The following is a 15,207-nucleotide window of genomic DNA, read 5'->3' as shown; positions in this document are numbered from 1 at the left end:
GCCTCACTTTAATACGAATATATCCATTGTAGCGGTTTCTATTTATAAATTCACTAGTTTCAAACCATTTTTTATCATATCATCCGACCATTGTCCTTAGAGCGCAGATGAATCAATCCGTTTAAGGGTTTGCTCAAGCCAGCGGACATAGCCTTTTTCTCTTTCAATTGCCCTTGTCAGCACTAAATAATGCCCAAATTGCGCTGATTGAAGCGATTCAGCACCCGGATCTTCCTCTGTTAACGCGTGCAGCTTCTGCTTTAGCATGTCTACTTTCTTCGTGCGCTCTAGCAGTTGATGTGTAAACAGGTCAGCCGCTTCCTTTTTGTCCATAGAGGAGATGAAAAATGTTTTGAGCATGAATTCATCCTTCGTTGTTTCTGGGATCGGGTCTTTTGTCCTTAACCATTGATGCAATGCTGCTTGTCCTGCCTCTGTGATTTGATAGACCTTTTTCTCCAGCTTCTTCCCTTGTATACGAACATCAAATTCAATAAACCCTTCTTCTGTGAGCCGTTTCAGTTCAGGGTAAATTTGGCTATGTTTCGCACTCCAAAACTGTCCAAGGGAATCCTTAAAATGTTTGGTGATATCGTATCCAGTCAGCTCACATTGATCTAGTAAGCCAAGAATGGCATATTTCAAAACTCTCATGATGTGCCTCCAACGCTTATTCTTTGACAATAGTATACCATAGACTTTAAAATAAACATGTAAATCACGACATGTTTGAAACAACATCATTCTAATGAAAGAAGGAATAAACATGGATCAATTCGTTGGACTTCATATGATTTATACGTATGAAAATGGCTGGGAATATGAGATTTACATTAAAAACGATCACACCATTGATTATCGCATTCATAGCGGAATGGTTGGGGGCCGCTGGGTCCGTGATCAAGAAGTAAACATTGTAAAGCTGACAAAAGGCGTTTACAAAGTTTCTTGGACAGAACCAACTGGGACAGACGTCTCTCTGAACTTTATGCCTGAAGAAAAACGCATGCATGGCGTTATCTTCTTTCCAAAATGGGTGCATGAACGTCCAGATATCACCGTTTGCTATCAAAATGACTACATCGATCTTATGAAAGAATCTCGTGAAAAGTACGAAACATATCCAAAATATGTTGTTCCAGAATTTGCGGACATTACGTATATTCATCATGCAGGTGTAAATGACGAAACCATTATCGCCGAAGCACCATATGAAGGCTTGACTGATGAAATAAGAGCCGGACGAAAATAAAAAAGCAGCACGCACTGTGCCGCTTCTAAATTGTAGACAAAGGGCTAAAATCATTTTAGCTCTTTTTTATTTAATGCCTAACGTCCTTTTAGATAGCAAGAACCGGTACACCGGCAGTTCATCGCCTACTTTTGAAGCAATCAATCCAGATGACATATAGCTATCTTGTGATTCTGGCTCAAGGGCAAGTGACAACAAATTCGTTTGTGGCTGCGCCGTGACATATACCTTTGTCCCTTTTGGTAGCTGACGTTTCTTTTGGGTGAGTTCTGTTTCAAGCTGAATATCTGTTTTGCTCTTTTCGTCTCGTTTTGTTACTTGATAGGCTTGTACCGGTACTTTAACACTGGCAGGCAATGTGACACTTTTTAACCCTAAGGTTTGAAGCTTCCGTTCTACCCCTTCATGTCCAGGTAAAACAAGATAAGCTGTCGGTCGTTCTCTCGACATGACAGGAACAGCATCGCTCGCACTGTGAAAACGTACAGGGACATTGATAGTCTGTCCTTTTTCAATATCTACCATTTCAAGCGAATCATCCACAGGCGCTTTGAAATCATCTTGAATGACTACTTGGTCGTCATCATTCGATTGGAGACCTTTTTTCACCAGCTTCAAACGCTCCGTCACCATTTGCTGCTTCACCTGCTTTGCATGTTTCACCGTTGTTTCAATGATTTTTTCATGAGTGGTGACTTGCGCTGCGACGCGGCGGGTAAAGTCCTCTCTTCCAATTCCAATTCCTCTGCTTTCTACAAGAAAGGATAGTGCTGGCGAGAGTGCCAGAGCATTTCGACCAATTCGTGCATCCGTTCCGCCTTCATAGAGATCGATCTTTCCATCTTTTCCTTTTGTGCTTGTATAATATAAATCATTTGAAAATCCTTGATTTGTCAGCGTTTCACGGACACCGCTCACGTATAATTCATTTGACGTAAGCCGGATGCTTTCTGGAATATTCAAGTTCTTCCCTGATAAGATCAATAAATCGTGATATTTGAGGGCACCCGCTGAGCCGATATCATCAAACTGCTTTTGTCCTACATCGTATTCATGGGCATCAATGACTACTTCTGGTGCATACCGATTAAATTCTTGATGCAAGGCTGTCAGCTCTGGAGATTCTAATGACATATGATCACGGTTCCCATCCATTCCGTTTGCAAGCCTGCGGTCAAACGCATAAGAACCGTCAGGATTAATTCTCGGAACAATGATGATATTGACATGATTCAGTATACGCTCTCCTTGTTCACCTGCTAATCGTTTTGCGATGACGAGAGCCGACTCACCGGAGGCTGGTTCATTTCCATGTATTTGTGCTTGAAGCCAGATCGTTGGCTTTTTTGAAAGTGGAGAAATATGACGATCCTTTGTAAAGTAGAGGGCTGGAATGGACCGTCCTTCAATGGATGTTCCAATCTGTTTCTGCGTAGCATAAGGACTTTTGCGGACAATGTCACGTAAGAATTGTTGAAGCTCTTCTTGCGTGGTGAAGGCTTCTCCTTTTTTCTGAAATGCGGGGGTATCAAACGTCTCGTCAGGCTCAGGATAGAGCTTCTTCACTGAGGCTGGCTGTTCATAACTTTTTCCATAATAAGGGGTATCTGCATGAGCTGAAGCTGGACTCACCATCGACAAACTTCCTGCTATGAGACATACTGCAGCAAAAAGAATCGTGCCTTTTCGGTTGGACATGCTATCCTCTCCCTTCGTTGATTTGCATTATAAAGAAAAAAACAGAAAAAGTGTCAGTATTTTTCAAAAATATATCTTTTGGAGGAACAGATATGCTTTTTGTATAGGGCAAATGAATCGAGCCTGCTCGGCAATATGACCTAAAAAAGTGCCTGCTCAGGAGCAGACACTCTTTTATTTACCAAATGGAGATGGCCCCAATGAGTACCGACATGACCGTCATGGCGACAACTGCAAGCACAGCCCATTTCATCCCAAACTTTTGATGCTGATCCAGTGATACACCAACAAGTCCAACAAGTAAATGAGTGGATGGTACAAGTGGGCTTAACATATGAATCGGCTGGCCAATAATAGAGGCTCTCGCGATTTCAATTGTATCAACACCGTATGCTGCCGCTGTTTCTGATAGGATCGGCAGGACCCCGTAAAAATATGCATCATTCGGCATAAAGAACGTAAATATCCCGCTCGTAAGCGCCACAATAACTGGTATAAAGCCGCCAAGCTGCTCTGGAATGGCAGATACAATCGAAATCGCCATCTCATCAACCATTTTCGTGCCAGTTAAGATGCCTGTAAAAACCCCTGCCGCAAAGATCATAGAAGAAATCGCTAAGACATTGGTTGAGTGAGCCGCAATCCGCTCACGCTGCTGTTCAAGGTTCGGATAGTTCACGATAATTGCTACACAGAAAGCAAGAACAAATAGGACTGTTAAGCTGACTTTTCCTGAGACGAGAAGGAGCACCAATAACAACGTAAGCGTTAGGTTAAACCACCAAAGTTTCGGTCGCTTGATGTCATCCTGTAGTGCCGCTGCCATTTCATTTGCATGTATCGGCTGTTCGAGTTCAATGACACCAAGACGCTTTCTTTCAGACTTCCCAAGAAAGTATGCCACCACAATCATGCTCAAAACCCCTGCACCAATGACTGGAATCATCGGGCCAAATAAAAGTGATGGATCCACGCCAAGTGCACTTGCCGCTCTAGGTGTGGCTCCTCCCCATGGAATCGTATTCATAATCCCCATGCCGACTCCGGCAATCCCCGCTAAAATAATCGGACGGATGCCAAGCAGCGTAAATAATGGAAGCATCGCTGTTGTTGTAATCATGTATGTTGTTGTCCCGTCTCCATCAAGTGCAACAAGCATGGTCAGGACAGCTGTTCCGACGACAATTTTTAAAGGATCGCCTTTGACAATGTTTAAAATTTTCGCCACCATCGGATCAAATAGACCAGCATCAATCATTATGCCAAAGTATAAAATCGCAAACATGATCATGACCGCTGTCGGTGCGACTTGTTGTACACCTTTGACAATCATGTCAGAAATTTCTGTAAAATGAAAACCTGCAATAAGAGCAAATGCAATTGGTGTTAATACCAATGCCGTTAAAACAGACATACGTTTCGTCATAATCAAAACCATAAATACAACCATCATAAGAAATCCTAAGATTGCTAGCACTTTGTTCACCCCTTATGTTGTATACGCTTTCATTAAATGTTGATATCCCATTTCCAACCCTTTCTGTCATGATATCTGACGCCTGAATTGAAGTAAATATTATGAATTTTAATTCTTTTTCGAGCAATAAATGCTTTTTGTTCATTTTGTTCAAACCTTGATTTTAATGGATTCCATGAAAAAAAGCGGTCTCACTCGACCGCTTGTTCTCCTTGGATAAACTGCTCATATCGTCTTAATTGATCTTCCATAAAGATCTTTGCTTCTTTGCTGTTCATATAACGACTTGCCCAGCCCTTTTGCTTTAATTGCTTTTTCCACGACTTCGTTTGTGTCATTTTTTGAAGAAGCTGATCCCATTCACGTATGTCTTTTTGACTCATTTGTTTTGGGCCCATCACACCACGCCAATGAGAGAAAATGAGTGGGATGCCTTGCTCTTTCCAAGTCGGCACATCTTCAAATCCAGCTAAACGCTTGTTCGTCGTGGTTGCCACAAGCTTTAGCCTTTTCTTTTCATAGTCATGACGAACCTCTGTAATCGTGGTCGTTGCTGCATCGACTTCATGATCAATGAGCGCTTGGAATAAATCATCCGCACTGTCAAATTTCAAAAATTGAATGCGATATGGATCAATTCCTGCCATTTCTGCCGCACGTGCGAACGAGATTTGATCATCATTACCGAAATCTGGGGCAAATCCAATTTTTAAGGAATCTGGTTTCTTCTTTAGTGTGTTTAATAACTCCTTCCCGTTTGAAAAGGGCGAATCGTCTGGGACTGCGACGACCTGCCACTCTTCTGCCAAAATGGCGAGCGGTGTGACATCGTTCATTGTCATATTACTGCTACCAAGCAAATTACGGCTTAACAATAAACTTGAATTTAAACTAATATAGTTGGTTTCTCGCTCTAGCATATATGTCCATCCTTTATCCACCGTCCCGCCTCTTTGATAAAGAATATTCACCGACTGCTTCACCAGCTTTTCTTTCTCAAGCACTGATTTCATCACTTGAGCTGTTTGGTCAAAGCCGCCATCAGGAACACCAGACACCACAATATATAATGGGCTGTGCTCAAGGAAAGAGTCGCCTCCCTTTTTTTCATTAAAGGTGAGCGGCATACAAAGACATATGATGATCACGATAAGGCATATTGCTTTTTTCATCTTTTAAGACTCCGCTTGCTTTTTGGCAGGATAATATTTTCGCTCTGGTCTGCCAATGATTCCATACGCAAGTTCTGCCCGGCATTCTCCAGTTGTCACTAGATACTCCACGTACCGCCTCGCTGTTGTGCGTGATGCCCCCATTTTTTCTCCGAGTTCTTCTGCTGTAATTCCATTATTCTCTGATGCCATCAACGTTTTCACCTTGTCCAAGGTCAGCGAATTGATCCCTGTAGGAAGGTCTCTTTCATCCTTTTCCTTTGGCTCTTCTTCCATCTGTCCAAAAAACAAATCAATCATCGTTTGATTGACTTCATCCTTGGAATTGATGATGTCTTTCTTCTCTTTATATTCCGTTAATACTTGCGCAAACTTTTGTGCAGTCACTGGTTTGATTAAATAATGAACCACTCCGTATTGAAGGGCATCTCTTAACAGTGTCGTTTCCGTCGCCGCTGTGATAATCATCACATCTACTTCTGGATAGCGTTCTCTTAAAAGCGGCAACAGGTTTGTGCCGAGCTCATCGGGCATATACACATCAAGCAAGATGAGGTCGACTTGTTCCTGTTGAAGCGCCTCCCACATATCTTTTGCACTCTTTGCCTTTCCGGCGACTTGAAATCCTTCTATTTGTTGTATATAAGATGCATGAATGGCTGCGATTCGAAAATCATCCTCCGCAATGAGTACCTTCATCACCATTTATTCCCCCTTTGTGCCTTTCGGTATGTATACAGTGAAGATGGCACCGCCTTCTTTTTGGTTCGTCACTTCAATCCAGCCCCCAAGTTCATCCAGCACTTCTTTCACATTCGCTAGTCCGTAGCCTCGTCCTTCCCCCTTTGACGAATGTCCCCGTGTGAAAATATGTGAAAGTTCTTCCTCGCCTACTCCATCACCTGAATCAGATACTTCTATGATAATATCAAATCCAATATCTGTGATGAACAAGCTGACTTCGCGCGTCTCCTTATTTAGTACGGCCTCAAAGGCGTTATCTACCAGATTACCAATGATGGTAATAAAGTGAGATAGACTTAAATGTGCTGGAAGCGGCTCCAATGAACTATTTTCGTCGATGTGGAAATGTACCTTCTTCTCAGAGGCTTTCCCTATCTTGCCAAGTAGAATGGCTTGTATTTTAGGAGATCGTATTTGCTTCATCAGTAAATCGTGCTGACGGTTTTGCAGCGTATATTCTTCTTTTATTAAGTCAATGGCTTCATCCACTTGCTTCAGCTCAAGCAAACCTAAAATGGCGTACAGCTTATTTGAGAATTCGTGCGTTTGTGCCCTCAGGTCTTCTGAATATTGGCTGACTTCCGTCAATGTATCCAGCAGCTTCGTCAGCTCTGTTTTCTCCCTGAAGCTCACAATCCCTCCAAAGACACGGTTGTCTTGCACCACTTTTTTCACATTTAAGACATAGGTTTTATTATTTACGACGGTTTCGATATTCGGTTCAATCGTCTCTTCCTTTAAATAGAAAAGGAGATTGGCTTTTGGCAAGACTTGATCAATATGAAGCGGCAGCTCGGATGAAACGCGAAGCATCTGTTCAGCAGATGTATTCATCATCGTCATTGCGCCTTTCTGGTCAAATGCAATAATCCCTTCTTTTATCGCAAGCAGCATCGCTTCTCTTTCTCGAAATAATGAAGCAATTTCATGCGGTTCAAGTCCTAATGTATCTTTACGAATACTTCTTGTTAAAAAAATCGCTCCGAATATACCTGGCAAGAGGACAAGTAGAGCAATATAGCTAAGCTTGAATAGTTGATGGGCTGTCGCTTGATCGATTTCCTTTTTTAAAAATTCGACGGTGACTGTGCCAATAATTTCTTCATGCTTGCCTGTTTCTTTCATGATCGGGGCACTGCCTCTGACAACGGTTTCACCATTAGAATCACCCGCTGATATGGAGGTTCCCCCAAATAGCAGGGTACTTCTCCCCCTAAATACACTGATGGTTTTTCCTACATTCTCATGGTTCGTATGAAAAAGGACCTTCCCCTTTTGATTGGTAATGAAGATGGCATGTGCTTTGACTTGATCTTTCATTTGCTCAAGCACTGCCTGTTCCTCGTCCTGAGACACGGATGAGGTAGCCACCGATGTTTTAATGGGCGGCATATATGAGATTGTTCTAGCGGTTTGAACCGCGAGCTGTTCAGCTTGTCGCTGCCTTTCTGACGTCTGTAGAAAACCAAAGCAAATGGTCAATAACGCAATGACAACAAGCAAAAGCCCGATAATTAACCCTAAGATTTTCGTTTGCAAAGTGACTTTCCTTTTGCCCATCCTCACCGCTACAACCCCTAATTCAACTAAATTCATCAACTAGACTCTAAGAAAATCATATCATTTTTTCTCACTAAGTTAAGAGAAAATTCATTCAAAACAAAAAAGGACGACTCATGATTGAGTCATCCGAATGTGTTCATTACGTGATTGATAAACCAGCACTCGCATAGCCTGCTACAGTATTCAGTAAAGATAGACCTGTAGCTGTTGCAGAGAAGACAACGAGCAATCTTGTTTCAGGTGTGACTGGTACATTTAAACCAGTCGCAATACCATTTGCAATAGCACCCAGTGTTAAAACTCCGGTTAAAGCTGGGGCTAATGTGACACTCGCTACTTGTGTGAAACTGTTATTTGGTGTCGGTGAAGCGAATAGACTAGCCGTTACGGTAATACTCGTGCCGATCAAAGAAAGAGCTGCTGTTGTACTGAAATAGCCGGCAAATGACGTAATCGTTCCAGCTCTCGGAACTGAGAATGCCATGTTGATTAAAGTGCCTGCAGCGCCTGTTAAATCAATGATTCCGCCTAAAATACTGACACCTGTCGCTGAGTTACCAAATCCGATCAAGCTAGATGTTCCAACGAGACCGCCCGCAACTGTCGTCAAGACAGCAGGTGTACCTGAAGCAAATGGAATGATCGCACTCGATCCTGTCACACCTGTTGGACCTGTAGCTCCCGTGGCTCCTGTACCTGTGACGCCGGTTGCACCGGTGACGCCGGTTGCTCCCGTGGCTCCTGTTAAACCTGTGGCGCCAGTCACTCCGGTCGCTCCCGTGGTGCCGGTTAAACCTGTAGCGCCAGTCACTCCGGTCGCTCCCGTGGCGCCGGTTAAACCTGTGGCGCCGGTGACTCCAGTAGCTCCCGTGGCTCCTGTACCACCCGTTACACCGGTTGCTCCGGTTGCTCCGGTGACTCCTGTGACACCGGTCGCACCTGTATCTCCGGTTGCACCGGTCGCTCCTGTACCCGTGGCTCCCGTAGCTCCTGTATCACCCGTTACACCGGTTGCTCCGGTGGCTCCGGTGACTCCTGTATCTCCGGTTACCCCTGTGGCACCAGTGACGCCGGTTGCTCCGGTCACACCTGCGGCTGCCAACAACGTATAGTCTGGTGACGTATCTGGTGTACCTGTTGGTGGTACTGTATTCACAACATAGGTTCCACCTTCATATGTCACCACTTGACCTACTGGATAGGTTGGAGCTGTTGCTGCATCAAATGCCACAATACCAGTTAACCCTACGCCGGTTACTCCGGTTGCACCAGTATCTCCCGTTACACCGGTTGCTCCGGTGGCTCCGGTGACTCCTGTAGCACCTGTATCTCCTGTGGCACCAGTTACTCCTGTACCCGTGGCTCCGGTGGCGCCTGTATCACCCGTTATCCCTGTTGCACCTGTTACTCCGGTGACTCCCGTGGCGCCTGTATCACCCGTTATCCCTGTTGCACCTGTTACTCCGGTGACTCCCGTGGCGCCTGTATCTCCGGTTGCACCAGTCACTCCTGTACCTGTTGCTCCGGTGGCTCCTGTATCACCCGTTACACCAGTTGCTCCTGTTACTCCTGTGGCTCCTGTAACACCTGCGGCTGCCAATAACGTATAGTCTGGTGACGTATCTGGTGTACCTGTTGGCGGTGCTGTATTCACAACATAGGTTCCACCATCAAATGTCACCACTTGACCTACTGGATAGGTTGGAGCTGCTGCTGGATCAAATGCCACAATGCCGGTTAACCCTACGCCGGTGGCTCCTGTAACGCCAGTTTCTCCTGTTGCACCGGTTGCTCCTGTTCCCGTGACTCCCGTAGCTCCTGTATCACCCGTTACACCAGTTGCTCCGGTCGCTCCTGTGACTCCTGTTGCACCAGTTTCCCCTGTTGGACCAGTCACTCCTGTTCCCGTGACTCCCGTAGCTCCTGTATCACCCGTTACACCAGTTGCTCCGGTCGCTCCTGTGACTCCTGTTGCTCCTGTATCACCCGTTACTCCGGTCGCTCCTGTCACACCTGCGGCTGCCAATAACGTATAGTCTGGTGACGTATCTGGTGTACCTGTTGGCGGTGCTGTATTCACAACATAGGTTCCACCATCAAATGTCACCACTTGACCTACTGGATAGGTTGGAGCTGCTGCTGGATCAAATGCCACAATGCCGGTTAACCCTACGCCGGTGGCTCCTGTTATTCCTGTTGCTCCCGTATCACCCGTTACACCAGTTGCTCCGGTGGCTCCTGTAACGCCAGTTGCGCCAGTCTCGCCCGTTACACCAGTTGCACCCGTTCCAGTGGCGCCGGTTGGACCAATTTCTCCTGTTGGTCCTGTAACGCCGGTTGCACCAGTTTCTCCTGTTGCTCCTGTTGCCCCCGTTCCAGTAGCACCGGTTGGACCGATTTCTCCCGTTGGTCCTGTGACGCCGGTTGCGCCAGTTTCTCCTGTTGCACCGGTTGCCCCCGTTCCAGTGGCACCGGTTGGACCGATTTCTCCCGTTGGTCCTGTGACGCCAGTTGCGCCAGTTTCTCCTGTTGCACCGGTTGCACCCGTTCCAGTGGCGCCCGTCACTCCTGTCGCACCGGCAGCGGCTAGAAGTGTATAATCTGGAGATGTATCAGGTGTTCCCGTTGGTGATGCTGTGTTTGCAAGATACGTTCCACCTTCATATGTCACCACTTGACCCAATGGATATCCTGGTGCCGCTGCCGCATCAAACGGAACGACTCCAGTTAGACCTACACCAGTGGCTCCCGTTGCACCCGTCGGACCTGGATCTCCTGTGACACCTGTTGGTCCTGTACCTGTTGCGCCCGCAGCTGCTAAAAGCGTATAATCCGGCGATGTATCAGGCGTACCTGTTGGCGGTGCTGAATTTACCACATACGTACTGCCATCATATGTCACCACTTGACCTACTGGATACGCCAAAGCTAATGCTGGATCAAATGCTACAATCCCCGTTAACCCTACGCCTGTTGGACCGATTGGACCTGCTGGACCCGCTGGACCTACTGCACCCGCCGGACCTGCTGGGCCTCTTCTTCCTCTCCCGCCTGGCGGACCTTGAATCACACAAACACAAGGATCTTTTCCGCAGCAAGGATTTTTCACTGGTTTTCCTGGCTTACTTGGTCTTCCTTTCTTACAACTATCACATTCCCAGCCATCATCCTTATACGCATCATACCAGCTTCCTTTTTGGTAGTGGTCTGTCGAATGAGTTGGATATGTCTTTCCGCATTGTCTACATCTTCTCATAGAATCACCCCCATCCATCGTATTCATCATCCCTAGGAAAGGTGTATGTACATTTTTATTTTTATTAGAAATATTGAAAAGACCTTGCGCTCGATGCACAAGGCCTGCTATTTATTGAAATTTCAATGTCATTTTAAAATCTTTTCCTATCATACTATATTCAACATCTGCTGGATGGATCGCCTCTTTTAGTTTTTTCACCCCATCTCCTTCAAAAAAAGTAGGTGCATTCCTGCCTCCGATTAATAAAGGTGCCATATAGATAACAGCTTCGTTCACAAGGGATGCTTCTAAAAATGACGCACTCACACTACCTCCAGCCTCTACAAGAACTGACATGACAGAACGTTCCTTCAGCATTCTTAACACGTCGTGAATATCTGTCCGCTGCTCTCCGCTTGTGATATAGACTTGATACCCTTTTTCTATCAGCTGGCCATACCTTTTCTGATCATACATACGCGAGGTACAAATAATGGTTTCCGCCCTACCATCTGTTAAACATTTCGCATGAAGCGGAATCCTTAATGTGGAATCTAAAATAACACGAATGGGCTGGGTTATGATTGAATCTTTCACAATTAGACCTGCATCATCTTGAATAATCGTTTCGACACCTGTTATCACAGCATCTGCTTCTTGGCGCAATTGCTGCACTTCTTTTCTTGCTTCTGTTCCTGTGATCCATTTGCTTTCAAGATCAGCTGTCGCAATTTTCCCGTCTAATGAAATGGCTGATTTTAAGATGACGTAGGGAAGGTCTGATTGAATGAAATGAAAAAATGACACGTTTAAGCGGTCTGCCTCCTGTTTACATATTCCTTCATCTACTTCGATCCCGGCTTGTTTCAACAAGGTCATTCCCTTGCCTGCTACAAGCGGATTCGGGTCTTTCGTCGCAATGACTACTCGTTTCACACCACTTTTGATAATCGCTTCTGTGCAAGGACCCGTTTTCCCATAATGTGAACAAGGTTCGAGCGTTACATACAGATGAGCTCCCTTCGCCTTTTCTCCTGCCATTTGCAACGCATGAATTTCAGCATGAGGTTCGCCCGCCTTCATGTGAGCACCCATTCCAACAATTTCACCTTGCTGTACAATGACTGCACCGACAAGCGGGTTTGGAGAGGTTTGTCCTTTCATTGCCTTTGCATTGGCAATCGCCAGTTCCATATAAAACACATCGTCTTTCATGTGAGTCTCCTTTCTTCTCTTTCAAGGGAAAGAACTCCTTCAGGAAATGAAGGAGTTCTATTCTCATATTTTTTCCATCCGTTTCTTTTCAGAACGATCATAGTAAGGCAAGGAATAAAAAAGTTTATATGATGCTCGTTGTTTACAAAAACAGCATTTGCGACATTCATATTTATTAATGAGGAGCACATGCGGGCAATTGAGTACCGTCAGGCCTTTTTTCATATGTTCCTTGCAAACACTTATCATGAGAATCCCCCGCTTACATTCTTTTTCTTAATGAGAGATTACTTCTTTTGGAAATTGTTCAAATAAGCGCAGCACTTCGGTATACGTGCCATCTTCTCGAATATGATAAATCCCACCATCATAGGAGCTTGCGTATACATCATTGCCTAATTGTCTAATGGCACTTATCCCATTCTTGGCAATTCTAATTGGACCGGTATTGACCCCAAGCTCTGGATTCCACACTACGACATAGCCCCAATAATCTCCGCTCACAATATAACCAGAGTCTGTGACAGAAACCGATTTAATCGAATACTGGTGTTCATTATGCTGGTCTAAAATTCTCCCTGTATGCAAATCAAACAATCTCACATTCTTGTCACGGCTGACAATAGCAATACGGTCTCTTTTGCTATCAATGAATACGTCATTTAACAGCTCTGTCGCCCCGATATATTTCGCTTTTAAAGACAAGCTCTTCTTATCTAACAGACAGATGGTTCCTTCTACCGCAGCTGTGATGATATGATCTCCTTCTACTTTTAATGCTTTCACAGCACAATCGTGTGCTTTTGACCGGCCCATTTCCTTTAAATGCTCTGTCGAAATGACATGGACATAACCGCCGTAAGTTCCAATATAAAATTGCCTGTCCTCCTCGTGGAAATACACACTGTTGACCGGCCCTGTATTGAGATCAAATGAAACCATTTGCTTTAATGATTCATGAACAATATGCAACTGACTTGCATGATCTCCCCACGCATAATAGCTTCCATCTCGTGCGACAGCCACTCCATTTGTTAAAACGCCTGTCGATTTAGCAATTTCAATCCCGTTCTTTCTGAATTTTCCATCATCCGATGCTGTGATGATATCTCCCGCATCAGTCAGCGCAATATCATTAATAGATGGTGTCGCCATTTCGATCTCATCTGATACCACTTTTCCCTGTTCAATAGACCATTCACAATACGTTTTTCCAAAGCTGGCTCCTAGGATGGATTTCTCATCTTCCGTCCAGACAAGCGAGCGCTCCCACTGATATTTATGAGGTAGCAGCGTATCGACTAAATCCCCTGTTTCGTAATTCCACAGTTTAATTAAATGGTCATATCCCGCTGTCAGCAAGTAATTGCCACTTGGAGAAAAGTTCACCCGCTTGACGCCCTGTAAATGAGCTTTGATGATTTTTTTCTCCTGTAACGTCACCGCATCATAAATAATGACGGTGCCATCGTCTCTGCCAAGAGCAAACACTTCTTTTTGATTGCTTCCGCTGATTGTGTCCAGCTCATAATCAAACGGACCAATTTCCCCTACAATTTCTCCTGTATCATACAGCCACACAAGAACATAGCCATCATCACCTGTTGTATAAGCTTTATCGCCATGTATCCATACCGCTAATACATCTTTGCTATGTCCATGGAATTCTCTTAGGATAGCTCCTGTTTCGATATCCCAGACTAAGCATCGTCTATCTCTGGACACCGAGACTAGCAACGTATCCTGCTTCGCAAAAGCAACGGCTTCTACATCATCCGCATGACCAAACAAGGTGCGAATGTGGGTATGTGTGCCTGTATCATACAATTGAATGGTGTAGTCTGACGAAGCACTAGCTAAGTACTTTCCATTTTCAGAAAGAGATAAAGAGTTAATGATATGCTCGTGACTTCCAATAAACGTCCCTTCTCCTGTCGCCCGGTTCCACTGATAAATACAGCGGTCATAGCCGCCAGTGTAAACAATTTGATCCTGCTGAGTTGATAAAACAGATGTAATTGGTCCTCTATGCATAGTTTTACACTCCCACCTTTATATGTTGTTTTTGACGAGTCATTATGCGAAAGCCAGTAAATCGAAAAACGGGATCTGGATGCTTTCCGTGTCTTCTGGCGACTCTGCATAAATCCCCGCCTCTTGCAAAGGAGCCGCCTTTTAAAATGTAGTAATCACTGCCTAGCGTCTCCGTTAAATCATCTACAACCTCAATGCCGCCTTCGTACACATGATATTTGGTGTTGACCCATTCCTCGATGTTGCCCCCCATATCATAAAGTCCGAATAAGGATCTTCCCTTTTCGTAATGGCGAACAGGCGTCGTTTTTTCGATATTTGATTCGTACGTATTACAGTAAGAAGGGTCAAACTCATCTCCCCAAGGATATTGATTTCTCGTGTTACCCCGTGCAGCATATTCCCATTCTTCTTCCGTAGGAATCGACACGTCTATCCCGAGTTTCCCGCTCAGCCACTGGCAGAATGAGAAGGCTTCCTCGATCTCCATGCCCCACGCCGGATGATCTTTCCCTCCACCGAGTTCTTGATCCGTTAAGCTCTCCGGGTATGATTGGCCTGTTTCATCACAATAGCTTTGATACCATTCATTGGTGACAACCGTATCTGAAATGAAAAATTCATTGATATACGGCTGATAGGATGGAAATTCTTTGTACAGCCATTTTTGAAATTTTTTCTCACGTCCGTAAGTTGGATTGAGAAGCTTGTCCTTCCAGAATTCTGATGCCTTTTTCATATCTTCTTCATTACTTCCGATTGTTGCATAGCCGCTTGGGATTTGAATCCAATTGATTTCAGGTTTCACGCTTTT

Annotated in this window: 11 protein-coding genes; 1 reads left to right on the top strand and 10 read right to left on the bottom strand. The window is 44.8% G+C overall.

All coding sequences use genetic code 11. The features are described from left to right. Positions 1-96: 96 nt before the first annotated feature. Positions 97-654 (bottom strand): PadR family transcriptional regulator, encoded by a 558-nt coding sequence (locus MHI35_RS03610; RefSeq protein WP_211063719.1) that lies wholly within the window; start codon positions 652-654, stop codon positions 97-99. A 112-nt stretch (positions 655-766) separates the two neighbouring features. On the opposite strand from MHI35_RS03610, the gene MHI35_RS03605 reads away from it, so the two are divergent. Then, positions 767-1,252 (top strand): phenolic acid decarboxylase, encoded by a 486-nt coding sequence (locus MHI35_RS03605; protein WP_025206914.1) that lies wholly within the window; start codon positions 767-769, stop codon positions 1,250-1,252. A 66-nt stretch (positions 1,253-1,318) separates the two neighbouring features. On the opposite strand, the gene MHI35_RS03600 is transcribed toward MHI35_RS03605, so the two are convergent. The 9 genes from MHI35_RS03600 to MHI35_RS03560 all read right to left on the bottom strand — a co-directional run bounded on the left by MHI35_RS03600 (position 1,319) and on the right by MHI35_RS03560 (position 15,201). Continuing rightward, on the bottom strand, positions 1,319-2,950 hold the full coding sequence (locus tag MHI35_RS03600; protein ID WP_211063720.1) for a M14 family metallopeptidase: 1,632 nt from the start codon (positions 2,948-2,950) through the stop codon (positions 1,319-1,321). A gap of 178 nt (positions 2,951-3,128) precedes the next feature. Then, entirely contained in the window at positions 3,129-4,427 is a 1,299-nt protein-coding gene (locus MHI35_RS03595) for a citrate:proton symporter (protein ID WP_211063721.1), read from the bottom strand. 191 nt (positions 4,428-4,618) lie between these two features. Next, positions 4,619-5,599 (bottom strand): tripartite tricarboxylate transporter substrate-binding protein, encoded by a 981-nt coding sequence (locus MHI35_RS03590; protein WP_211063722.1) that lies wholly within the window; start codon positions 5,597-5,599, stop codon positions 4,619-4,621. Positions 5,600-5,602: 3 nt separating this feature from the next. After that, the gene (locus MHI35_RS03585) at positions 5,603-6,301 is read right to left on the bottom strand and encodes a response regulator (protein ID WP_211063723.1); all 699 of its coding nucleotides are present in this window, start codon (positions 6,299-6,301) and stop codon (positions 5,603-5,605) included. Between the two features lie 3 nt (positions 6,302-6,304). Further along, on the bottom strand, positions 6,305-7,903 hold the full coding sequence (locus tag MHI35_RS03580; protein ID WP_335349199.1) for a sensor histidine kinase: 1,599 nt from the start codon (positions 7,901-7,903) through the stop codon (positions 6,305-6,307). Positions 7,904-8,045: 142 nt separating this feature from the next. Next, the gene (locus tag MHI35_RS03575; protein ID WP_340991065.1) at positions 8,046-11,162 is read right to left on the bottom strand and encodes an exosporium glycoprotein BclB-related protein; all 3,117 of its coding nucleotides are present in this window, start codon (positions 11,160-11,162) and stop codon (positions 8,046-8,048) included. 111 nt (positions 11,163-11,273) lie between these two features. Further along, on the bottom strand, positions 11,274-12,359 hold the full coding sequence (gene ribD, locus MHI35_RS03570; RefSeq protein ID WP_211063724.1) for a bifunctional diaminohydroxyphosphoribosylaminopyrimidine deaminase/5-amino-6-(5-phosphoribosylamino)uracil reductase RibD: 1,086 nt from the start codon (positions 12,357-12,359) through the stop codon (positions 11,274-11,276). 276 nt (positions 12,360-12,635) lie between these two features. Next, complete coding sequence (locus MHI35_RS03565) at positions 12,636-14,393, bottom strand: WD40 repeat domain-containing protein (RefSeq protein ID WP_211063725.1); 1,758 nt, start codon at positions 14,391-14,393, stop codon at positions 12,636-12,638. 4 nt (positions 14,394-14,397) lie between these two features. Next, the gene (locus MHI35_RS03560; protein ID WP_211063726.1) at positions 14,398-15,201 is read right to left on the bottom strand and encodes a formylglycine-generating enzyme family protein; all 804 of its coding nucleotides are present in this window, start codon (positions 15,199-15,201) and stop codon (positions 14,398-14,400) included. Between the last annotated feature and the right edge of the window lie 6 nt (positions 15,202-15,207).

This window comes from Bacillus sp. FSL K6-3459, from assembly GCF_038003305.1.
Classification (GTDB): domain Bacteria; phylum Bacillota; class Bacilli; order Bacillales; family Bacillaceae; genus Bacillus; species Bacillus pumilus_O.
The sequence above is the reverse complement of the archived record's forward strand: the minus strand, read 5'-3'. Positions and strand labels throughout refer to the sequence as shown.